This window comes from Streptomyces sp. NPDC051563, from assembly GCF_044454225.1.
Taxonomy (GTDB): Bacteria; Actinomycetota; Actinomycetes; order Streptomycetales; family Streptomycetaceae; genus Streptomyces.
The window spans coordinates 138,623-159,893 of record NZ_JBITDL010000004.1 but is presented as its reverse complement, the minus strand read 5'-3'; the positions used below and the strand labels follow the sequence as shown (position 1 = coordinate 159,893).

Sequence of the window (21,271 nt, the reverse complement as noted above, 5' to 3'; positions counted from 1 at the left end):
GGCGACGACGGTGCGGACGGTCCCGCCCGTCAGTACCCGCCGACCGCTTCGCGTACGACGTCCGGCTTGTCGGTGATGATCCCGTCGACGCCCAGGTCCTGGACCTTCAGGGCGGTCGCGGCGTCGTCCACGATCCAGGTGTCCACTTCCAGCGCCTTGCCGTGCGCGCCGGTCAGCCGGTGCACGGCGGCCACCCAGTCGCCGTCGATGGTGGCGTACCAGGGGTTGATCCGGTCGGTGAACTCGGCGTACCGCGGGAGCTCGGCGAGGGTCGGGGTGCCGAGGAACGCTGTGAACAGGTCGGGGCGCAGCTCGTGCACCGTGCGGACCGAGGCGGCGCTGAAGCTCTGGACCACCAGCCGGCGGGCCACGTGGTTCTCTTCGAGCCAGCCCGTCTCGCCCAGCACGTCCAGGGTCTGCTGTTCGATCCCCGGGTAGAGCTCGGGCTTCTTGATCTCCAGGAGCAGGCGCTGCTGGTTGCGCTGGACCCGGTTCATGTACTGCCGCAGGGTCGGTACGCGGGCGCCCGCGAACTCCCGGCCGAACCAGCTGCCCGCGTCCAGCCGGGCGATCTCCGCGGCGGTGAAGTCCTTCACCCGCCAGGGCTTGCGGTCGGGGAACACCTGCTCGACGTCGGTCGTCCGGGCCAGGGTGTCGTCGTGGACGACCACGAGCTCCCCGTCCTTGGTGCGCTGGACGTCGTTCTCCACCCAGTCGAAGCCCAGCTCCATGGCGAGGTCGATCGCCTCCAGGGTGTTCTCCGGGGCGTACGCCGAAGCCCCCCGGTGGGCGTACACGATCGGGTTGGACAGCCAGTCCGGACCGGGTGCGGCCGCGGCGGAGCCCGCACCGCACACGGTCAGGGCGAGCCCCAGGAAGGCGGCGGTGGCCGCGGCGGCGGATCGGACGTACATGCGCGTTCTCCTCGGGTCATGGGCCCTGCTCCTGTGGTCAAACAGGTGCGGAGCGGCATTCGTTGCGGCGAGGCACTGGCGGCGGTGCGTTTCCGACGCACTTTCAGGGAGAGCCGCGTACGGCGATCATGGGGTTGACGATCACCGGGCCGCCACCGAACTACGACAAACGGACCAGGCCCGGACGGCTCCGCACGCGGCGGGCGGGCCCCGAGTGTCAGTGGGGGGTCGTACGGTTGACCCATGCGGCCCGTATCGAAGATCGAACGCACGGTGGCGCCTTTCGAGGTCGTCAGTTCCTACACGCCCAGCGGCGACCAGCCGGCGGCCATCGCCGAGCTGGAGAAGCGCATCCGTGCAGGTGAGAAGGATGTCGTGCTGCTCGGCGCGACCGGAACCGGCAAGTCGGCGACGACCGCCTGGATGATCGAGAAGCTCCAGCGGCCCACCCTGGTGATGGCGCCGAACAAGACGCTCGCCGCCCAGCTGGCGAACGAGTTCCGCGAGCTCCTGCCGAACAACGCGGTCGAGTACTTCGTCTCGTACTACGACTACTACCAGCCCGAGGCCTACGTACCGCAGTCGGACACCTACATCGAGAAGGACTCCTCGATCAACGAGGAGGTGGAGCGGCTGCGCCACTCCGCGACCAATTCCCTCCTCACCCGGCGCGACGTCATCGTCGTCGCCTCCGTGTCCTGCATCTACGGCCTCGGCACCCCGCAGGAGTACGTCGACCGGATGGTCCCCCTCAAGGTCGGCGCGGAGATGGACCGGGACCAGCTGCTGCGCCGCTTCGTCGACATCCAGTACACCCGCAACGACGTGGCCTTCACCCGGGGCACCTTTCGGGTGCGCGGCGACACCATCGAGATCTTCCCGGTCTACGAGGAACTGGCCGTCCGCATCGAGATGTTCGGCGACGAGATCGAGGCCCTGTCCACCCTGCACCCGCTGACCGGCGAGGTGATCAGCGAGGACCGCGAGCTCTACGTCTTCCCCGCCAGCCACTACGTCGCCGGCCCCGAGCGCATGGAGAAGGCGGTCCGCGGCATCGAGGCCGAGCTCGCCGAGCGCCTGGCCGAGCTGGAGAAGCAGGGCAAGATGCTGGAGGCGCAGCGCCTGCGCATGCGCACCACCTACGACCTGGAGATGATGCGCCAGATCGGCTCCTGCTCCGGCATCGAGAACTACTCGCTGCACATGGACGACCGCGAGCGCGGCTCCGCCCCGAACACCCTCATCGACTACTTCCCCGAGGACTTCCTCCTCGTCATCGACGAGTCGCACGTCACCGTGCCGCAGATCGGCGCGATGTACGAGGGCGACGCCTCGCGCAAGCGGACCCTGGTCGACCACGGCTTCCGGCTGCCGTCGGCCCTCGACAACCGGCCGCTGAAGTGGGAGGAGTTCCAGGAGCGCATCGGCCAGACGGTCTACCTGTCGGCAACTCCGGGGAAGTACGAGCTCTCGCGCGGCGACGGCTTCGTCGAGCAGATCATCCGCCCGACCGGACTCATCGACCCGGAGGTCGTGGTCAAGCCCACCGAGGGCCAGATCGACGACCTGGTGCACGAGATCCGCCAGCGGGTGGAGAAGGACGAGCGGGTCCTGGTCACCACCCTGACCAAGAAGATGGCCGAGGACCTCACCGACTACTTCCTGGAGCTCGGCATCCAGGTCCGCTACCTGCACAGCGACGTGGACACCCTGCGCCGCATCGAGCTGCTGCGCGAGCTGCGGGCCGGCGAGTACGACGTCCTGGTCGGCATCAACCTGCTCCGCGAGGGCCTCGACCTGCCCGAGGTCTCGCTGGTGGCCATCCTCGACGCCGACAAGCAGGGCTTCCTGCGGTCGGGCACCTCGCTGATCCAGACCATCGGCCGCGCGGCGCGCAACGTCTCCGGCCAGGTCCACATGTACGCGGACAGCGTCACCCCGGCGATGGCGCAGGCCATCGACGAGACGAACCGGCGCCGCGAGAAGCAGGTCGCCTACAACACGGCCCACGGGATCGACCCGCAGCCGCTCCGCAAGAAGATCAACGACATCGTGGCCACCATCGCCCGCGAGGAGCTCGACACCGAGGAGCTCCTCGGCACCGGCTACCGGCAGGCCAAGGACGGCAAGGCCCTCAAGGCGCCCGTCCCGGCGCTGGGCGGCAAGGCGGCACAGGCCGCGTCGGGCGGCAAGGCCGGGGCCAAGGGCGGTAAGGGTCCCGCGGTGGCTACCGACCGTCCCGCCGCCGAACTGGCCGCGCTGATCGAGCAGATGACCGAGCGGATGCGGGGTGCCGCCGCCGAGCTCCAGTTCGAGGTCGCGGCCCGGATCCGGGACGAGGTCGGCGAGCTGAAGAAGGAGCTGCGACAGATGAAGGAAGCGGGCCTCGCCTGACCCGGAGGCGGTCAGTAGGGTTGGCACAGCCGCAGGTACACGCTGCGCACCCCCATCGGGGGAGGGCTATGGAGAGGGGACAGCGCGTGACGGTCAACATGACCAAGGGTCAGGCCATCAGTCTGCAGAAGGCGGACGGAGGCACGCTGACCGCGGTCCGGATGGGCCTCGGCTGGCAGGCTGCCAAGCGCCGGGGGCTGTTCGGCTCGCGGACCCGGGAGATCGACCTCGACGCGTCGGCGGTGCTCTTCGCCGACAAGCAGCCCGTGGACGTCGTCTTCTTCCGGCACCTGCAGAGCGACGACGGCTCGGTCAAGCACACGGGTGACAACCTCGTCGGCGGTGTCGGCCAGGGCGGGGACGACGAGTCGATCCTCGTCGACCTGCAGCGCGTGCCAGTGCACATCGACCAGATCGTCTTCACGGTGAACTCCTTCACCGGCCAGACGTTCCAGGAGGTGGAGAACGCCTTCTGCCGCATCGTCGACGAGACCAACGGCCAGGAGCTGGCCCGCTACACGCTGGACGGCGGCGGCCAGTACACCGCCCAGATCATGGCGAAGGTGTCCCGTGTCGGCGGCGGCTGGCAGATGACGGCCCTCGGGAACCCGGCCAACGGCCGTACCTTCCAGGACCTGATGCCGGCGATCCTGCCGCACCTGTAGGCAGGACCGGCAGCACGGCGCACCAGCAGCACCGCACGACAGCACGACAGCACGACAGCAGTACGGCACGACGGCACGGCACGGCAGGACCGGGTGCGATCGAGGGCCCGGCGGAAGAACGGGTACGGGGGAGGGGCTGCACGATGACGGCCGAACTGGTCCGGGGGCAGAACCACCCCCTGTCCCGGAGCCGGGTGGAGATCAGGGTCTCGGCGGGCACGCCGGTGATCGCCCTGGCCCACCTCGGCGACGACGCGGGCCGGCTCGCCGGCCCCGGTGCGGTCGCCCACCCGGGCGCCCGCACCCTCCCCGGGGTGGAAGTGCCCGGGGCGCCCTCCGGGCAGCACCGCATAGCGGTCGACCTCGACGCGGTCGCCCCGGCCGTCCACCGGGTCGGCCTCGTCCTGGTCCTGCCGCCCGGCGGACCGGGGCACTTCGGTGCGGTCCCCGCCTCCTACGTGTCCGTGGCCGACCCGGAGGGCGCGGAGCTCGCCGGGTACACGCTGACCGGACTGGAGTCGGAGACCGCCGTCGTGGCCCTGGAGCTGTACCGGCGCCAGGGCGCCTGGAAGGTGCGCGCCGTAGGCCAGGGGTACGCCGCCGGCCTCGGCGCGCTCCTCACCGACGCGGGGCTGCCCGCCCCGGCCGCAGCCGAACTCGCCGCCGTCGCCCTGGGCACGGCGCCGGCCGGGGACATCACCCTGGCCGTCATGCCCGGCGGCCCGGCCCCGACCGTGCCGCACGGACTCCGGGCCCCGTCCGCGGCCCAGCCCCCGGCAACCCAGCCCCCGTCCGCGGCAACCCAGACCCCCGCTCCGGCGTCCGCCCCCACGCCCCCGCCGATGCCCCCGGAGCCGGCTCCGGACACCGCCGGCGGTCCGCCCACCATCAGCTACGCCCACCCGCGCCGCCGCACCAGCACCGAGCCGCCCGAGCCCGCGCCGCGCCCCGCCGCGCCGCCGCGGCCCGGGGAGGCGCCCCGCCCCGTCGCCGGGGACGCGAGCGGCTGGTCGATGGAGGAGCGGCTCTACAACCAGGTCTGGGGCATGTTCGAGGACCTGGCCCGCTCCGTCGCCGCCTACCGCGGCGCCGTCGAGTTCGCCGACTCCCGGCTCGACCGGGAGCTCGACGAGGCGCTGTCCGACCCCCGCCACCGGCTCGGCGGCTCCGGGAACGCCGCGCAGGACACGGCCCGGGCCCGCCGCGAGGAACTGGTCGCGCGGGCGCAGGAGGTCCTCGACCGGGACCTGGTCCAGCTCGGCTCCGAGTCCGAGGTGGTCGAGCCCGCCCTGCCCGCCGCGTACGCGCGCTGGGACAACCCGGTCTGGCACGCGCACTCCGTGCCCGCCGAGGCCCCCCTCGCCCTGCGCCTGGGCGACCTGCACCTGCCCGAGCGGCCCGATCTGCGCATCCCCATGCTGGTCCGGGTCCCGCTGGAGCGCGGCCTGTGGATCGACAACGGCCGCACCGGCTCCGAGGCGGCCATGGCGATGGACACCGACCGGCTGCGCCGGGCCGCCATGGACATGGCCGTCGCGCACGCCGCGCGGATGCTGGCCGCGCACCCCGCCGACCGGTTCGCCGTCCACGTCATCGACGCGGCCGGCGCCGGAGCCGCCTCGCTGGCCCCGCTGGTGCGCGCCGGCGTGCTCGCCGGGGCGCCCGCGGCCGGGGCCGCGGGGGTCACCGAGACCCTGGAGCGGCTGACCCGCCGGGTGGACCTCGTACAGATGGCGGTGCGGGCCGGAGCTCCCGAGGACCTGCCGCCCGATGTGGACACCTCCGACCAGCTGCTGATCGTGCACGACTTCCCGCACGGCTTCGACGACCGTGCCGTCACCCGTCTGCGCTACCTCGCCGACGAGGGCCCGGCGGTCGGCGTGCACCTCCTGATGGTCGCGGACCGTGACGAGGCCTCGGCCTACGGGCCGCTGCTGGACCCGCTGTGGCGTTCGCTGATGCGGCTGTCGCCCGTACCGGACAACCACCTCGCCGACCCCTGGGTGCACCACGCGTGGATCTTCGAGCCGGATCTCCCCCCGCGGGGCAGCCGGGTCCTTGACCAGGCGCTGGAGCGGGTCGCGGCGGCCCGGGGAGGCGCGCGGTAGCGGCGGCCGGGCGGTCCGCCGCCCGCCCCGGATGACCGGTCCCTGACCAGTTCTTGGTATCCCCTTTACCTTTGGCGCCCTTCGCGGGTACGCTGATGAGTGCGGAGGGGAGTATTCCTGCTTTCCTGCTACGGCGTGCCCGTCAATACGGACTGCAATCGGTCCCGGGGCGTCGGCCCGTGGCCTCCTGGCCGTCCGGGTGGAAGAGACCTCCGGCAGCGATGACGCTGACAAAGTGCTGAGCCATCTGCCGGAGGCGTGTTCATAGTGGACGTTTCGTTGACCATCTGGGTGCTGACCGTTCTCGGTCTGGGCATCCTCATCGGCGCCGATTTCTTCATCGGCCGCAAACCGCACGACGTTTCCATGAAGGAAGCGGGCATCTGGACGGTCGTCTGGATCGTCCTCGCGGTGCTCTTCGGCCTCGGACTGCTGGTGTTCGGGCAGGGCCAGGCCTCGCAGGAGTTCTTCGCCGGCTTCATCACCGAGAAGTCCCTGAGCGTGGACAACCTCTTCGTCTTCGTCCTGATCATGGCGAAGTTCGCGGTCCCCTCACAGCTCCAGCAGCGCGTGCTGCTGATTGGCGTGCTGATCGCCCTCGTCCTGCGCGCCATCTTCATCGCCGCCGGCGCCGCGATCATCACCAACTTCTCGTGGGTCTTCTACATCTTCGGCGCGTTCCTCATCTACACCGCGTGGAAGCTGATCCAGGAGGCCCGCAAGGACGAGGAGGAAGAGGAGTTCGAGGAGAACCGTCTCCTCAAGTCCATCGAGAAGAAGTTCGGCGTCGCCGACCGCTACCACGGCACCAAGCTCTTCATCCAGAACAACGGCAAGCGCGTGCTGACCCCGCTCATGGTCGTCATGCTCGCCATCGGTACCACCGACGTGCTGTTCGCCCTGGACTCGATCCCCGCGATCTTCGGCCTCACCCAGGACCCGTACATCGTCTTCACCGCCAACGCCTTCGCCCTCATGGGCCTGCGTCAGCTGTACTTCCTGATCGGCGGCCTGCTCAAGAAGCTGGTCCACCTCAGCTACGGCCTCTCCGTCATCCTCGGCTTCATCGGCATCAAGCTCGTGCTGCACGCACTCCACGAGTCGGGCCTGCACGTCCCGCAGATCTCAATCCCGGTCTCCCTGGGCGTCATCTGCGGTGTCCTGGTGATCACCACGATCACCAGCCTGATCGCCTCGAAGAAGCAGGCCGAGGCCGAGGCCGCCGCGGCCGGCCCGGAGCGCATCGACGCCTGATCCGGTGCCACCCCGGTCGCCGCGCGACCGGGGTGGTGCGGGCCTAGGCTGGTGGAACGTTTCTCTCGTCGTCGTACGACAGGAGGCCGACCCATGAGGCCGACCCGCATCAGGATGCGCAGGGCCTGTGTGGCGGCTGCCGCCGCAGGCCTGCTCGTCACCCCGGCCCTCGCGGGCTCCGCGTACGGCGCGACCGTCCGGGTCCCGTCCGCGTCCGCCGCCCCCTCCCCGTCCGGCGATACGGAGTTCCCGCAGCTCACCCCGGCCGTTGCGGCCCGACTGGACGCGGCGATCCGTCAGGTGATGGACCTGACGAAGGTTCCGGGCGTGACCGTGGGCCTGTGGGCACCCGGCAAGGGCAGCTATGTGAAGTCCTTCGGCGTGGCCGACAAGGCGACCGGCGCACCGATGACCCCCGATCTCGGGGTGCGCATCGGCAGCGAGACCAAGACCTTCACGGTCACCGCCCTCCTGCAACTCGTCGACCAGGGCAAGCTCGCGCTCGACGACCCGATCGGCAACTACATCACCGGCGTCCCTAACGGGGACCGCATCACCCTGCGCGAACTCGCGGGCATGCGCAGCGGGCTCTACAACTACAGCGAGGACCCGGGCTTCGACGCGAAGATCACCTCCGTGTTCACCCCGCAGCAGCTGCTCGACATCTCCTTCAAGCACCCGGTGAACTTCGAGCCGGGCGCGAAGTTCGAGTACTCCAACACCAATCTGATCCTGCTCGGCCTGCTCGTGGAGAAGATCACCGGCCGGCCGCTCCACGAGGTGATCGCCCAGGACGTGGTCGGACCCGCGGGGCTGAGCGAGCGCACGGTCCTCGCGCGCGGTACGGACTTCCCCGAGCCGCACGCGAACGGCTACACCAACGACCTGCCCGGCGGGAAGATCGTGGATGCGACCCACCTCGACCCGTCCTGGGCCTGGGCGGCCGGAGCGATGGCCTCCGACCTCCAGGACCTGCGCAGCTGGGCCAAGACCCTGGCCACCGGCACGCTGCTCACCCCCGCGACGCAGGCCGAGCGCTTGAAGACCCAGCCGATCGGCATCATCCCCGGCGACGGCTACGGGCTCGGCATCTTCAACGTCCAGGGCTGGCTCGGCCACAACGGCTCGCTCCCCGGCTACGAGACGCTCACGGTCTACCTGCCGGAGGAGCAGGCGACCATGGTCGTCCTGCTCACCACCGACGACCTGTACAAGGGTCAGGAGCCCAGCACCCTCTTCGGCGAGGCGGTCACCGGCATCGTCACCCCCGGTCACCTGTACCCGGGCCACAAGCCGGTGGAGACCAAGTAGCGGCCGGCGGGCGGGGCTACACGGGGGCGGCCGCCCCGGCCGCCTCCTTCTCCGCGTCCGCGGCCCCGCCCGTCCGCTGCCGTACGACCGAGGGGTTGGTCTCCGGCAGCAGTGCGAAGCAGGCCAGCGAGACCAGGGCGATCGCCGTCAGGTACACGGCGACGGCCCACGGCGGGCCGGAGCCGTCGGCCAGCGCCGTCGCCACGATCGGGGTCAGCGCACCGCCCAGCACCCCGCCGAGGTTGTAGCCGACGGCCGCGCCCGTGCAGCGGATCCGCGGGGCGTACAGCTCGGGCAGGTACGCGCCCACCACCGCGAACATCGTCACCATGCCGAGCAGGGCGCCGAACAGGCCCACGGTCATCAGCAGCGGGTCCGCGGTGCGCAGCAGCCCCACGAAGGGGAACATCCACAGCGCCGAGGCCGTACAGCCCGCCAGGCACAGGGGGCGCCGGCCGTAGCGGTCGCCGAGCACCGCGATCACGGGGGTGGCCGCCCCCTTGAGGGCGACGGCCACCATGATGCAGGCCAGCATGACGGAGCGGTGGACGCCCAGGTGTTCGGTGGCGTACGCGAGGGACCAGGTGGTGACCGCGTAGAAGACGGCGTAGCCCACGGCCAGTGCCCCGCCGGTCAGCAGGAGCAGGCGCCAGTGGCCCCGCAGGACCTCGGCCAGCGGGGCCTCGGCCTTGCGGCCGGTCTCCGTCAGCGCCCGGAACTGCGGGGTCTCCTCCACCGAGCGGCGCAGCCACAGCCCGGTCAGGGCGAGCAGCCCCGCCACCCAGAACGGCACCCGCCAGCCCCAGGCGGCGAACTGCCCGTCGGACAGCGTGCCCGACAGGGTCAGCATCAGGCCGTTGGCCAGCAGGAACCCCACCGCCGGGCCCATCTGCGGGAAGCTCGACCACAGTCCGCGCCGCCCTTCGGGGGCGTGCTCCGAGGTCAGCAGCACCGCGCCGCCCCACTCCCCGCCGAGGCCGAGGCCCTGGAGGAAGCGCAGCAGGACCAGCAGGACCGGTGCGGCCGTCCCGATGGAGGCGTACGAGGGCACGCAGCCCACCGCCACCGTGGCCAGGCCGGTGAGCAGCAGGGAGCCGAGCAGCACCGGGCGGCGGCCGTAGCGGTCGCCGATGTGGCCGAAGACGGCGGAGCCGAGGGGCCGGGCGAGGAAGCCGACGCCGAAGGTGCCGAAGGCGGCGAGGGTGCCGGCGAGCGGGGAGAAGGAGGGGAAGAAGAGCGGGCCCAGCACCAGGGCGGCGGCGGTGCCGTAGACGAAGAAGTCGTAGAACTCGATGGCGGTGCCGACGAGGGAGGCCGCGGCGAGCCGGAGCATCGAGGGGGCCGGGGAGGCGGGTACGGCAGGGGGAACGGCGGGGGCCGCGGGGGAGGGGTCTTGTTGCATGGTGCAGCAATTACCCTGCCCCGCGGCCCCAGGACGTGCGTTCGGCCATCAATGACCGGAAGGGAGTGCGGCCCGGCGCGAGGTTGACGGTCCGGGCCTCCCCGCGCCGTCCGCTACCAGCCGCGCTCGCGCCATTCGGCCAGGTGGGGACGCTCGGCGCCGAGCGTGGTGTCGTTGCCGTGGCCGGGGTAGACCCAGGTCTCGTCCGGCAGCCGGTCGAAGAGCTGGCGCTCCACGTCGTCGACGAGCCGGACGAAGGCCTTCGGGTCGCCCCAGGTGTTGCCGACGCCGCCGGGGAAGAGGCAGTCGCCGGTGAACACGTGCGGGTGGCCGTGCGGGTCGTCGTAGACCAGCGCGATCGACCCGGGAGTGTGGCCGACCAGGTGGCGGGCGGTCAGCGTGACCCGGCCCACCGTGATCGTGTCCCCGTCCTCGACGGGCACGTCGGTGGGGACCGGGATGCCCTCCGCGTCGTAGCGGCCCGCGTAGGTCCGCGCGCCGGTCGCCGCGACCACGTCCGCCAGTGCGCCCCAGTGGTCGCCGTGCTGGTGGGTGGTGACCACGACGGTGATGCCGCCTTCGCCGATCAGGCTCAGCAGGGTCTCCGGCTCCGCCGCCGCGTCGATCAGTAGCTGCTCGTCGGTGGACCGGCAGCGCAGCAGGTAGGCGTTGTTGTTCATGCCCCCCACCGCCACCTTGGAAATCATCAGGTCCGAGAGTTCGTGCACGTCGGCCGGACCGCCGACCTTGACCGCTCCGCTGTACGTCATGGACCGATCCTAGAGCGGGGGGAGGACCGGCAGCGGTCCGCCCTCGGTGGTCAGGGAGGCTCCCTTGTCCGCGCGGCCGGCCAGCCAGCCCAGGAGCGCGGCGGCGGTGCCGGTGACGGTGACGGCCGGGTCGCCTGCGGAGCCGGTGCGCCAGTGGCGCCCGTCGGTGGCGGAGAGGGCCGTGGGCGGCACCTCCGGGCGTCCCGACCAGCGCTCGGCGAGGAACTCGATCTCCCGGCCGGTGAACTCTTCGGGGAGGTCGGAGAGCTCGTAGCCGATGTTCAGGTCGACGTGGTGCAGCTCGACCTCGATGAGGCGCCGGAAGGGCACCCGGGCCGCGCTGTCGGTGACCCCGTTGCGCAGTTCCACGGTGCGGGTCCAGTCCTGCGGACGTGCGGCGACGTCCTGCCAGCGGTCCGCGGAATTCCGGACGTCCTTGAGCTGTTCCAGCAGAGGACGCCCCGCATCGCGCTCGATGTCGGATTCCCGGGAGGTGGCGCTCTCGTACATCGGGCGGCCTTCGAAGACCTCGACCAGGGCGTCCGCGTTCCGGGCGAGGTGGGCCAGGACGTGTCCGCGGCTCCAGCCGGGGAGACGTGACTCTTCGGCCAGGGAAGCGTTGTCCAGCTTCGCGGCCGCGGTCAGCAGCCGATCGGTGGCCTCACGTACGGAACGCAGGTCGTGCGCATGATCAATCATGCGGGCGAGCCTAGTGGCCGAGGGGCCCTCGCCACACGATCGGGTGAAGAGGGCTGCGGAGTGCCAGAAATCGAATGCACGTGCTATACGCTCGGAGTCCAGTCTCCCACTCCACCGCAGAGGCGCCCCCCAATACCCTGGGACGGGGGCCAGTGCCCCCGCTCTCTCAAGAAAGGTGCGGACCGGCGTGACCGACCGTCTCATCGTTCGTGGCGCTCGCGAGCACAACCTCAAGAACGTCTCTCTTGACCTGCCGCGCGACTCGCTCATCGTCTTCACCGGACTCTCCGGGTCGGGCAAGTCCTCCCTGGCCTTCGACACGATCTTCGCCGAGGGCCAGCGCCGTTACGTCGAGTCGCTCTCCTCGTACGCCCGCCAGTTCCTGGGCCAGATGGACAAGCCCGACGTCGACTTCATCGAAGGCCTCTCCCCGGCCGTCTCCATCGACCAGAAGTCCACCTCGCGCAACCCCCGCTCCACCGTCGGCACCATCACCGAGGTCTACGACTACCTCCGCCTGCTCTTCGCGCGCATCGGCAAGCCCCACTGCCCCGAGTGCCGCCGGCCGATCTCGCGGCAGTCGCCGCAGGCGATCGTCGACAAGGTGCTCGCCCTGCCCGAGGGCAGCCGCTTCCAGGTGCTCTCGCCGCTGGTGCGCGAGCGCAAGGGCGAGTTCGTCGACCTCTTCGCCGACCTCCAGACCAAGGGCTACAGCCGTGCCCGGGTGGACGGGGAGACGATCCAGCTCTCCGAGCCGCCCACGCTGAAGAAGCAGGAGAAGCACACCATCGAGGTGGTCATCGACCGCCTCACCGTCAAGGACAGCGCCAAGCGCCGGCTGACGGACTCCGTGGAGACCGCCCTCGGGCTCTCCGGCGGCATGGTCATCCTGGACTTCGTCGACCTCGCCGAGGACGACCCCGAGCGTGAGCGGATGTACTCCGAGCACCTCTACTGCCCGTACGACGACCTCTCCTTCGAGGAGCTGGAGCCGCGCTCCTTCTCCTTCAACTCGCCCTTCGGCGCCTGCCCCGAGTGCACCGGCATCGGTACGCGCATGGAGGTGGACCCGGAGCTGATCGTCCCGGACGAGGACAAGTCCCTGGACGAGGGCGCGGTCTCCCCGTGGTCGCTCGGCCACACCAAGGACTACTTCCAGCGGCTGATCGGCGCGCTCGCCGGGGAGCTCGGCTTCCGCACGGACATCGCGTGGGCCGGACTGCCGCTGCGGGCGAAGAAGGCCCTGCTGTACGGCCACAAGACCCAGATCGAGGTCCGCTACCGCAACCGGTACGGGCGCGAGCGGGCCTACACCACGGCTTTCGAGGGCGCGGTGCCGTTCGTGAAGCGGCGCCACTCGGAGTCCGAGAGCGATGCCAGCCGGGAGCGCTTCGAGGGCTACATGCGCGAAGTGCCCTGCCCCACCTGCCAGGGCACCCGGCTCAAGCCGATCGTGCTCGCGGTGACGGTCATGGACCGCTCGATCGCCGACGTCGCCGCGATGTCGATCAGCGAGTGCGCGGACTTCCTCGGGCGCCTCAAGCTCGACGCCCGCGACAAGAAGATCGCCGAGCGGGTCCTCAAGGAGGTCAACGAGCGGCTGCGCTTCCTCGTCGACGTCGGCCTGGACTACCTCTCCCTCAACCGCGCCGCCGGCACCCTCTCGGGCGGCGAGGCCCAGCGCATCCGCCTCGCCACCCAGATCGGCTCCGGCCTGGTGGGCGTGCTGTACGTGCTGGACGAGCCCTCCATCGGCCTGCACCAGCGGGACAACCACCGGCTGATCGAGACCCTCGTGCGGCTGCGGGACATGGGCAACACGCTCATCGTCGTCGAGCACGACGAGGACACCATCAAGGTGGCCGACTGGGTCGTGGACATCGGCCCGGGCGCCGGCGAGCACGGCGGCAAGGTCGTGCACAGCGGCTCGCTGAAGGACCTGCTGAAGAACCCGGAGTCGATCACCGGCCAGTACCTGTCCGGCAAGCGGTCCATCCCGCTCCCGGACCTCCGCCGCCCCGTGGACCCGTCGCGCAAGCTCACGGTCCACGGCGCCAAGGAGAACAACCTGCGGGACATCGACGTGTCCTTCCCGCTGGGCGTGCTCACGGCGGTGACGGGCGTATCGGGCTCCGGTAAGTCGACGCTGGTCAACGACATCCTGTACACCCACCTCGCCCGCGAGCTCAACGGCGCGCGGTCGGTGCCGGGACGGCACACGCGGGTGGACGGCGACGACCTCGTCGACAAGGTCGTGCACGTGGACCAGTCGCCGATCGGCCGGACCCCCCGGTCCAACCCGGCCACGTACACCGGCGTCTTCGACCACGTGCGCAAGCTCTTCGCGGAGACCATGGAGGCGAAGGTGCGCGGCTACCTGCCGGGCCGCTTCTCCTTCAACGTGAAGGGCGGCCGGTGCGAGAACTGCTCCGGCGACGGCACGATCAAGATCGAGATGAACTTCCTGCCGGACGTGTACGTCCCCTGCGAGGTCTGCCACGGCGACCGGTACAACCGGGAGACACTGGAGGTCCACTACAAGGGCAAGTCCATCGCCGAGGTCCTGAACATGCCGATCGAGGAGGCCGCCGGCTTCTTCGAGGCCGTTCCGACGATCTCGCGGCACCTGAAGACGCTGAACGAGGTGGGGCTCGGGTACGTCCGCCTCGGCCAGTCGGCGCCGACCCTGTCGGGTGGCGAGGCGCAGCGCGTGAAGCTGGCCTCGGAGCTCCAGAAGCGGTCGACCGGGCGGACGGTGTACGTCCTGGACGAGCCGACGACGGGCCTGCACTTCGAGGACATCTCGAAGCTGATCAAGGTGCTGTCCGGGCTGGTCGACAAGGGCAACACGGTGATCGTCATCGAGCACAACCTCGATGTCGTCAAGACCGCGGACTGGGTCGTGGACATGGGCCCCGAGGGCGGGTACGGAGGCGGCCTCGTCGTCGCCGAGGGCACGCCGGAGCAGGTCGCCTCGGTGGGCGCGAGCCACACGGGCAAGTTCCTGCGGGACATCCTCGGCCCGGACCGCATCTCCGACGCGGCCTCCGAGCCGGCCCGGCCGGCGAAGAAGACGGCCGCCCGGAAGAAGGCGGCGGCCCCCGCCGCTGCCGCGAAGAAGGCCGTGGCGAAGAAGGCCGTGGCGCAGAAGCCGGCGGCCGCGGCGCCCGCGAAGAAGGCCACGCGGGCGCGCAAGGCGTAGCCCTCGTAGCTGCCGTAGCTCGTAGCTCTCGTAGCCCCAGGAGTACGGGGAGGCGGCGCCGGTCCCGGTGTCGGGAGCGGCGCCGCCTCCCCGTTTCTACTGGCTGGGTGCGCCGCCGATGAGGTAGTCCACCCGGCGCCGCAGGCCGCTCCAGCGCCGGTCGTGGCGGTAGGCCCGCTTGAGGGCCCGGGCGCGGGTCCTGGCCCGGCCGCCGTAGAGGCGGCGGGCCCACGGGGACGCCGGCCGGGCCAGCCGCACCGCGGCCACCATCGCGATGAGCGGAACGACCGCGCCGAGCACGGCCATCCGGGGTTTCCCCTTGAACAGGGCCACGACCGCGCACAGCAGGTTCAGCACCACCGTGGCGACGGCCGTCAGCCGGTTGCGCTCCTCGTCGGGCGTCAGCCCGTCCACCCCCAGCGGGAGGAACCCGCAGAGGAGGAGCGCCGCGAGCGCCGCGGTCATGATCACGACCTCGATGCTGATCGTGCCCTGCTTGGTCCAGTAGACGTCGCTCAGGTGCAGGATCAAGGCGAACTCGTCCAGGACCAGCCCCGTCCCCATCCCGAACAGCACCGCGGCCACCGCGGCCCCCCACCCCGACCGGCCGGCCTGGGCGATGCCCGTGAACCCGCCGACGGTCATCAGGATCACTCCCGGAACGGCGTGGTGGACGTGCAGCCCGCCCGGAGTGACGTTGCGGAACGGACCCTTGCCCGCGCGGATCATCCGGGTGATGACCCGGGTCACGGCGAAGGCGGTGACGAACGCCGACAGCGCGAGGAGCATCGGCAGCTTCCCCGGCTCCAGGACATTGCGGTACCACCAGTGGCCCATGCCGTCACCCTCCCGGGCGGGAGCCCGCCCCGCACGACGGGAACCGCCGTTCGGGGGCGGGTTCCGGCCGGACGGGCGCGGGCGCCCGCCCGGCGGAGGGCCGTGCGCGAGGTCGTCAGGCGGCGACGCCGATGGCGTGCCCCGCGGCCGACGGGTCGGACAGGGAGGCCAGGAGGGCGTCCGCGACGTCCGCCCGGGCGATCACCTTGCCGCCCGGGACGTTGGCGTCGACCGCCCGCCGGTACGTGCCCGTCCGCGGGCGGTTCAGCAGCCGCGGCGGGCGGATCACCGTCCACTGCGTACGGCCGGCGGCGATCTCCGCCTCCATGACCGCGAGGTCCGCGTACACGTCGCGCAGCGCCCTGCGCAGCAGCGGGTAGACCAGCATCCGGCTGAACACCCCTTCCTGCGGCGGCAGCGGACCCACCGGCGCCGCGCTGACCGCCGACAGGCGGCCCACCCCGGCCCGGTCCATCGCGGAGACGATCGACCGCAGGGCCGGCCCCGCCACCGGCGTGAGCCTGGCCTGCTTGTTGCTCGCCGGGCCGAGCGCGGAGACCACCGCCTCCTGCCCTTCCAGCACCCGCACGAGGGCGTCCTCGTCGGACAGGTCCGGCACCACCGTCACCCGCAGCCGTTCGTGCGCCGGTACGTCCAGTCGCGCCGGGTCGCGGACGACCGCCGTCACCTCGTGACCCGCTTCGAGGGCCTGGCGGACCACCTCGTGGCCGGTCCCGCCCGTGGCTCCGAACACCGTGAGTTTCATCCTGGCTCCCACATTCGCGTGACGCATGACGTGTGGCGCATGACAGCGGATGAGTGGGTGAGTATTCACTCACCCCCCGCTTCCGTTATGGTGAGTGAATGCTCACCCCCAAGTCAAGCCGGTCCACCCCGGAGCGCCTGCTCGACGCCGCCGAAACGCTGATGCGCACGACGGGCCTGGCCAACGCCACCACGAAGGCCATCGCCCGGGAGGCCGGCTGCTCGGAGGCCGCGCTGTACAAGTACTTCGCGAACAAGGAAGAGCTGTTCGTCCGCGTGCTGCTGGAGCGCCGCCCCAACGCCGGCGCGATGATGGCGGCCCTCACCACCGACCCGGGGGACCAGCCGGTCGAGGAGCGGCTGACCGAGATCGCCCGGTACGCCTCGCTCTTCTACGCCGAAGCCATGCCCATGTCCGGCTCGCTCTTCGCCGACCCCGTCCTGCTCACCCGCCACCGCGAGGGCGTGCGGAGCATCGGCGCGGGTCCGCACGTGGTGCTGGAGGCCCTCACCGGCCACCTGGTCCGCGAGCTCGAACGCGGCCGGCTGCGCCCCGGCGCCGACCCGGCGGCCGCCGCCGCACTGCTGCTCGGCGCCTGCTTCCAGCGGGCCTTCTTCCTGCACTTCTCCGGCCCCGACACGGTCGGACCGGTCGAGGAGTTCGCCCCCGCGGTGGCCGCTACGGTGTGGGCCGCCCTGCGCTGAGCTCGCGGGCGTACGGAGGCTCCGCGCCCGCCCGGGTGCAGGTCAGCGCGGCCGCGGCGGCGGCGTAGGACAGCACCTCGGGCCAGTCGACCGGCCCCGGGCCGGGTCCGCGCCAGGGTCCGCGCTCCGCCCCCGGCGCGGAGGCGGTGAGCCGGTGCAGCAGGGCCGCGTTCACGGTGTCGCCCGCGCCGATGGTGTCGACCACCGCGACCGGGCGGGCGGGCACCGAGTGCTCGGCCCCCTCCCGGGTCCACACGGTCAGGCCGCCGGCCCCGCGGGTGAGCACCACCGCCGAGGGGCCCGCCGCCAGCCAGTCGCCGGGGCGGCCGCCCAGCCACGCCGCGTCCTCCTCCGACAGCTTCAGCACGCCGATGTACGGCAGCCAGGACAGGAAGCGGGCCCGGTAGGCCGCCGGGTCGGCGATCAGTGCCGGGCGGATGTTGGGGTCGAGCAGGGTCAGCAGCCCGCGCCCGGCCTCCCGGCGCAGCAGGGCCTCGTAGGCGCTCGCCCCCGGCTCCAGCACCAGCGAACAGGTGCCGAGCGCGAGGGCCCGTACCCCCTCGGGGAGCGCGGGCGGCAGCCGGAACAGCCGGTCGGCCGTGCCCTCGACGTAGAACCCGTACGCCGCCGAGCCGTCCGGGGCCAGCGAGGGCACCGCCAGCGTGGTGGGCTCCGGCCCGCGCTGGACCAGCGAGAGGTCCACCCCGGCCGTGCGCAGCCCGTCGAGCAGCGAGGCGCCGAAGCCGTCCGTCGAGATCCGGGAGCAGAAGGCGACCGGTGCACCGAGCCGGCCCAGCGCGAGCGCGGTGTTGTACGGTCCGCCGCCCGGCCGCGGCAGCAGGGCGCCCGGCGGCTCCGGGGCGGGCACCAGGTCGATCAGGGCTTCTCCACCGACGACGATCACGCGGGGAAGTTACCCCATCGGGCGCGGGTATCGTCGGGTGGGCCCGCCCGGGTCGGCCGGGTCCGGCCACGGCGCATCCGTACGCCGCCCTCACTCCAGGAGCACCTCATGTCCGCCTCGCAGTCCGCCGCCCGCCGTACCGTCCTCAAGGGCGCCGCCGCGATCGCCGGAGCCGTCGGCGGCGGTGCGGCGCTGACCGCCTGCTCCACCGAGACCAACAGCGGCTCCGGCGGTCCGGCGGTCCCTGCCGAGCCCGTCGAGCTGGGTACGGCGGCCGAGGTTCCGGTCGGCGGCGCGAAGCTGTTCCGGGAGAAGAAGCTCGTCGTCAGCTGCGCCGAGGCCGGCCAGTACAAGGCCTTCAGCGCCCAGTGCACCCACGCGGGCTGTGTGCTGGACAAGATCGTCGAGGGTCAGGGCAACTGCCCCTGCCACGGCAGCCGCTTCGACGTGACCACGGGCCAGGCCGTGCGCGGCCCGGCCACCGACCCGCTGCCGGAGGTGCCGGTGAAGGTCGAGGGCGGCAAGCTCATCGCGGGCTGACGGGCGCGACGGCCGCACCGGAGCCCGCCGGAGAAGCCCGCCGGAGCTCACTCCCAGTCCCACCCGATCCCCAGGATCCCCCGCCGCACCCCCTGCTCCACCAGGTGCACGGCCCGGTGCGGCCCGCTCGGGTTCAGGTCCGCGAGCCGCCCGCGCGGCGCGTCCGGCCCGCTGCGCGTGAAGCGGCGGCAGCGCACCGGCAGCGCGGCCTCGTCGAAGCGGACCTGGAGCACGTACTGCCCGCCCGTGTAGCTGAAGCCGCGCACGTACTCGCTGCTGCGGCCGGCGGTGCCGTCCTCGAAGCCGTAGCCGAAGACGTAGGTGTCCCCGGCGCGCAGCCGGGCGTCGAAGAGCAGCTCGGCGACGACCAGCTCCGCTTCGGGGTGGCGGCGGATCCGCCCGGTCCGGCAGTTCTCGACGGCCCGCACCCCGATCCGCTCCGGATCGCAGCCCGGGTCGCCGTGGTGCACCGCGATGTAGCGGTCCACCCCGTCCCGGTGGGCCCGTACGACGTGCTGCGATTCGCGGCCGAGCAGCTCCCCGGCGGGCCCGATCCGCACCCGCTCGTGGTGGCCGACGGTGTGCAGGCCGCCGTCGGCGGGCAGCTCCATGCCGGCCAGCAGGGCCTCCACGGCTCCGCCCACGCTGAACAGCGCCCGGTACGAGCGCGCGGGCGGCCGGACCGTCGCGGCCGCGGCGGGATCCGGCGCGGCCAGCAGCCGCAGCAGGGCGCCCTCGGGCAGTTCCAGGATCTGCTCCAGGGCCCGTACGGCCTTCAGGGACTCGGGACGGCGCGGCCGCCGGGCGCCCTGCTGCCAGTAACTGAGGCTGGTGACCCCGAGCTTGATGCCACGGGCGGCGAGCCGGTGCTGCACCCGGTGCAGGGGCAGGCCGCGGGCGGTGAGGGCGGCGCGGAGCGCGAGGTGGAAGGGGCCGTCGCGCAGCAGGTGCGGCAGTTCCCGGGCGCCGTCCGCGCGGGCGCCGTCCGAAGGGGGGCCGTCCGCGGGGGCGCCGGCCGGGAAGGTGCCGTTCGCGCTCGACCGCATGGCGGCTCCTCCTGTGAACGTTCACGCGACGGGGTGCGGGCGGTCCGGCGGGTGACGCCGGTGGTCCCGGTGGTTCCAGGTCGGTCCGGGTGGGACGACGGCGGACGTTCACACACTGGCCCCACCGTTCACACCGCGATGTCACGCCGTATTGAAGCGTGTTGACCTGTTCCCGACAACACCCCGATGCTCCTCCACAGCGTCCGGACGCGCTCCTCCACCCCCACTCCCCACCTCGGGAGGAACGCGATGCGCAACAGAAACCGGCGGCTCACCCTGGCCGCCTTCCTCACCGCCCTGCTCACCGTCCTGATGGTCCTGCCCACCGCTGCCGCCACCGCCGCCGGCACCGGTACGGGCACCACGACCGCCGCCGTCTCCACCGCCGCCGCCCCCGCCGAAACCTCGGCGCTGGCGTCCAAGCGGCTGAACATCACCATGCAGGCCCAGCAGAAGACCAACTGGTGCTGGGCCGCCTCGGGCAACACCATCGCCACCTGGTTCGGCCGCACCTACAGCCAGAACCAGTTCTGCAACGCGGCCTTCAACCGCCAGCAGGGCTACGACTGCCCCAACAACCAGGCCAACCTGGCCAACGTGCAGACCGCCCTGCGCTGGGCCGGCATCAACTCCGGCTCCTACGTGACCGGCTGGCTCCAGTACTCCACCGTGCAGACCGAGATCAACGCCAACCGCCCGGTCGAGACCCGCATCCAGTGGTCCAACGGCGGCGGCCACATGCACGTGATCTACGGCTACGACACCGCCAACAGCTGGGTGTACTGGGGAGACCCGTGGCCCTCCAGCGACCGCTACAACTGGGCCTCGCACGCCTGGTACGTGGACAACAGCACCTTCTCCTGGACCCACTCGCTCTACCGGATCGGGGCGTGACCTCATGAATCCCCGTCGCCTCGTGGCTCCCCGCCTCATGAACCGCCGCCTCGCCGCCGCGGCCGTCGCCGCGACCGCCGTCCTGGTCCTGGCCCCCACCCAGGCCTCCGCGGCGCCCGTTCCGCAGCCCCAGAACGCCACCGCCGAGAACCTGGCCGCCGCGGCGCGGACGGCGGCGGCCCCCGACACCCTCGCGACCCTGTCCCGGTTCTTCGCCCGCGAGGGCAAGGTCTCGCTCGCCGCCGCGCAGCCCCGCATCGAGGGCGAGACGGTGCCCGTGCACTACCTCTCGCCGGAGTTCGTCGCGGGGAAGGCCGGCGCGAGCGTGGCCCGGCTGGAGTTCCTCGCCAGCAAGGCCGTCTCCTCGGACGGCCAGCAGGCCGCCCTGTGGACGGCGAAGACCGCGGCGGGCTGGCAGGTGGTGAACATCGCCACCGGCGACGACGAGTTCCGCTACGCACAGCTCGGCGCGGCGAAACTGCCCGGCGGGACCGTGTTCCGCGAACCGCAGATCGACGCCTGGTACGTGGCCGGGGGTGAGCAGGTGCTGCCCCTGGACGAGGACGCCACGACCGCCGTCGGCGCCCGGGGCACCAGCCTGACCGCCTACCGGGCACGGGTCGTGAAGGCCTACGGGGACAAGCTGCCGGGATCCGACTACGGCAAGTCCGGCAAGGCCGGTGGCTTCGCCCCCACGGAAGCCACGGTCACGGCCGCCGACACGGCCGTCGGCAAGGCCCCGACCGGGTCCGCCTCCGCCGGACTCCCGATGACCGCCGGAGCCGTGGCCCTGGCGCTGGGCGCGGCCGGCGCGGTGGCCGCCCGGCGCGCCCGGCGGCAGCGGGTGGTGCGGGCGTAGCC

At 72.0% G+C, this 21,271-nt stretch carries 18 protein-coding genes; 10 read left to right on the top strand and 8 right to left on the bottom strand.

Annotation, left to right across the window (positions count from 1 at the left end; all coding sequences use genetic code 11):
• Positions 1-29 precede the first annotated feature (29 nt).
• The gene (locus tag ACIA8F_RS06685; protein ID WP_399377140.1) at positions 30-914 is read right to left on the bottom strand and encodes a glycerophosphodiester phosphodiesterase; all 885 of its coding nucleotides are present in this window, start codon (positions 912-914) and stop codon (positions 30-32) included.
• Positions 915-1,157: 243 nt separating this feature from the next.
• Between ACIA8F_RS06685 and uvrB the strand changes: the two genes are divergently transcribed.
• The 5 genes from uvrB to ACIA8F_RS06660 all read left to right on the top strand — a co-directional run bounded on the left by uvrB (position 1,158) and on the right by ACIA8F_RS06660 (position 8,646).
• Positions 1,158-3,308, top strand: coding sequence for an excinuclease ABC subunit UvrB (gene uvrB / locus ACIA8F_RS06680; protein WP_399377139.1), 2,151 nt, complete (start codon positions 1,158-1,160; stop codon positions 3,306-3,308).
• A gap of 86 nt (positions 3,309-3,394) precedes the next feature.
• Entirely contained in the window at positions 3,395-3,973 is a 579-nt protein-coding gene (locus tag ACIA8F_RS06675) for a TerD family protein (RefSeq protein WP_274552476.1), read from the top strand.
• A gap of 143 nt (positions 3,974-4,116) precedes the next feature.
• On the top strand, positions 4,117-6,081 hold the full coding sequence (locus ACIA8F_RS06670) for a TerD family protein (protein ID WP_399377138.1): 1,965 nt from the start codon (positions 4,117-4,119) through the stop codon (positions 6,079-6,081).
• A gap of 267 nt (positions 6,082-6,348) precedes the next feature.
• Entirely contained in the window at positions 6,349-7,335 is a 987-nt protein-coding gene (locus ACIA8F_RS06665) for a TerC family protein (protein ID WP_399377137.1), read from the top strand.
• 93 nt (positions 7,336-7,428) lie between these two features.
• Positions 7,429-8,646 (top strand): serine hydrolase domain-containing protein, encoded by a 1,218-nt coding sequence (locus ACIA8F_RS06660; protein ID WP_399377136.1) that lies wholly within the window; start codon positions 7,429-7,431, stop codon positions 8,644-8,646.
• A gap of 16 nt (positions 8,647-8,662) precedes the next feature.
• Here ACIA8F_RS06660 and ACIA8F_RS06655 read toward each other — a convergent pair whose 3' ends face one another.
• From ACIA8F_RS06655 to ACIA8F_RS06645, 3 genes are all read right to left on the bottom strand, one after another.
• Complete coding sequence (locus ACIA8F_RS06655) at positions 8,663-9,979, bottom strand: MFS transporter (RefSeq protein ID WP_399377345.1); 1,317 nt, start codon at positions 9,977-9,979, stop codon at positions 8,663-8,665.
• Positions 9,980-10,161: 182 nt separating this feature from the next.
• Positions 10,162-10,818 (bottom strand): MBL fold metallo-hydrolase, encoded by a 657-nt coding sequence (locus ACIA8F_RS06650; RefSeq protein WP_399377135.1) that lies wholly within the window; start codon positions 10,816-10,818, stop codon positions 10,162-10,164.
• Positions 10,819-10,827: 9 nt separating this feature from the next.
• Positions 10,828-11,517: a maleylpyruvate isomerase family mycothiol-dependent enzyme gene (locus tag ACIA8F_RS06645; RefSeq protein WP_399377134.1), complete on the bottom strand. Its 690-nt coding sequence runs from the start codon at positions 11,515-11,517 to the stop codon at positions 10,828-10,830.
• Between the two features lie 187 nt (positions 11,518-11,704).
• Here ACIA8F_RS06645 and uvrA point away from each other — a divergent pair, with 187 nt between their 5' ends.
• The gene (uvrA, locus tag ACIA8F_RS06640) at positions 11,705-14,719 is read left to right on the top strand and encodes an excinuclease ABC subunit UvrA (RefSeq protein ID WP_399377133.1); all 3,015 of its coding nucleotides are present in this window, start codon (positions 11,705-11,707) and stop codon (positions 14,717-14,719) included.
• Between the two features lie 96 nt (positions 14,720-14,815).
• On the opposite strand, the gene ACIA8F_RS06635 is transcribed toward uvrA, so the two are convergent.
• Complete coding sequence (locus ACIA8F_RS06635; RefSeq protein ID WP_399377132.1) at positions 14,816-15,556, bottom strand: hypothetical protein; 741 nt, start codon at positions 15,554-15,556, stop codon at positions 14,816-14,818.
• A gap of 115 nt (positions 15,557-15,671) precedes the next feature.
• Positions 15,672-16,322, bottom strand: a complete 651-nt coding sequence (locus tag ACIA8F_RS06630; protein ID WP_399377131.1) for an NAD(P)-dependent oxidoreductase — start codon at positions 16,320-16,322, stop codon at positions 15,672-15,674.
• Positions 16,323-16,420: 98 nt separating this feature from the next.
• Between ACIA8F_RS06630 and ACIA8F_RS06625 the strand changes: the two genes are divergently transcribed.
• Entirely contained in the window at positions 16,421-17,026 is a 606-nt protein-coding gene (locus ACIA8F_RS06625; protein WP_399377130.1) for a TetR/AcrR family transcriptional regulator, read from the top strand.
• On the opposite strand, the gene ACIA8F_RS06620 is transcribed toward ACIA8F_RS06625, so the two are convergent.
• Positions 17,001-17,930, bottom strand: a complete 930-nt coding sequence (locus tag ACIA8F_RS06620; protein ID WP_399377128.1) for a carbohydrate kinase — start codon at positions 17,928-17,930, stop codon at positions 17,001-17,003. The genes ACIA8F_RS06625 and ACIA8F_RS06620 overlap by 26 nt on opposite strands.
• A 108-nt stretch (positions 17,931-18,038) precedes the next feature.
• Here ACIA8F_RS06620 and ACIA8F_RS06615 point away from each other — a divergent pair, with 108 nt between their 5' ends.
• Complete coding sequence (locus tag ACIA8F_RS06615) at positions 18,039-18,470, top strand: Rieske (2Fe-2S) protein (RefSeq protein WP_399377127.1); 432 nt, start codon at positions 18,039-18,041, stop codon at positions 18,468-18,470.
• Between the two features lie 47 nt (positions 18,471-18,517).
• On the opposite strand, the gene ACIA8F_RS06610 is transcribed toward ACIA8F_RS06615, so the two are convergent.
• Positions 18,518-19,516 carry a hypothetical protein gene (locus tag ACIA8F_RS06610; RefSeq protein ID WP_399377125.1) on the bottom strand — a complete coding sequence of 333 codons (999 nt, stop codon included), beginning with the start codon at positions 19,514-19,516 and terminating at the stop codon, positions 18,518-18,520.
• A gap of 249 nt (positions 19,517-19,765) precedes the next feature.
• On the opposite strand from ACIA8F_RS06610, the gene ACIA8F_RS06605 reads away from it, so the two are divergent.
• A complete protein-coding gene (locus ACIA8F_RS06605) occupies positions 19,766-20,410 on the top strand; it encodes a papain-like cysteine protease family protein (RefSeq protein ID WP_399377124.1) in 645 nt (214 codons plus the stop codon).
• A 4-nt stretch (positions 20,411-20,414) separates the two neighbouring features.
• Positions 20,415-21,269, top strand: a complete 855-nt coding sequence (locus tag ACIA8F_RS06600) for a hypothetical protein (RefSeq protein ID WP_399377122.1) — start codon at positions 20,415-20,417, stop codon at positions 21,267-21,269.
• Positions 21,270-21,271 lie beyond the last annotated feature (2 nt).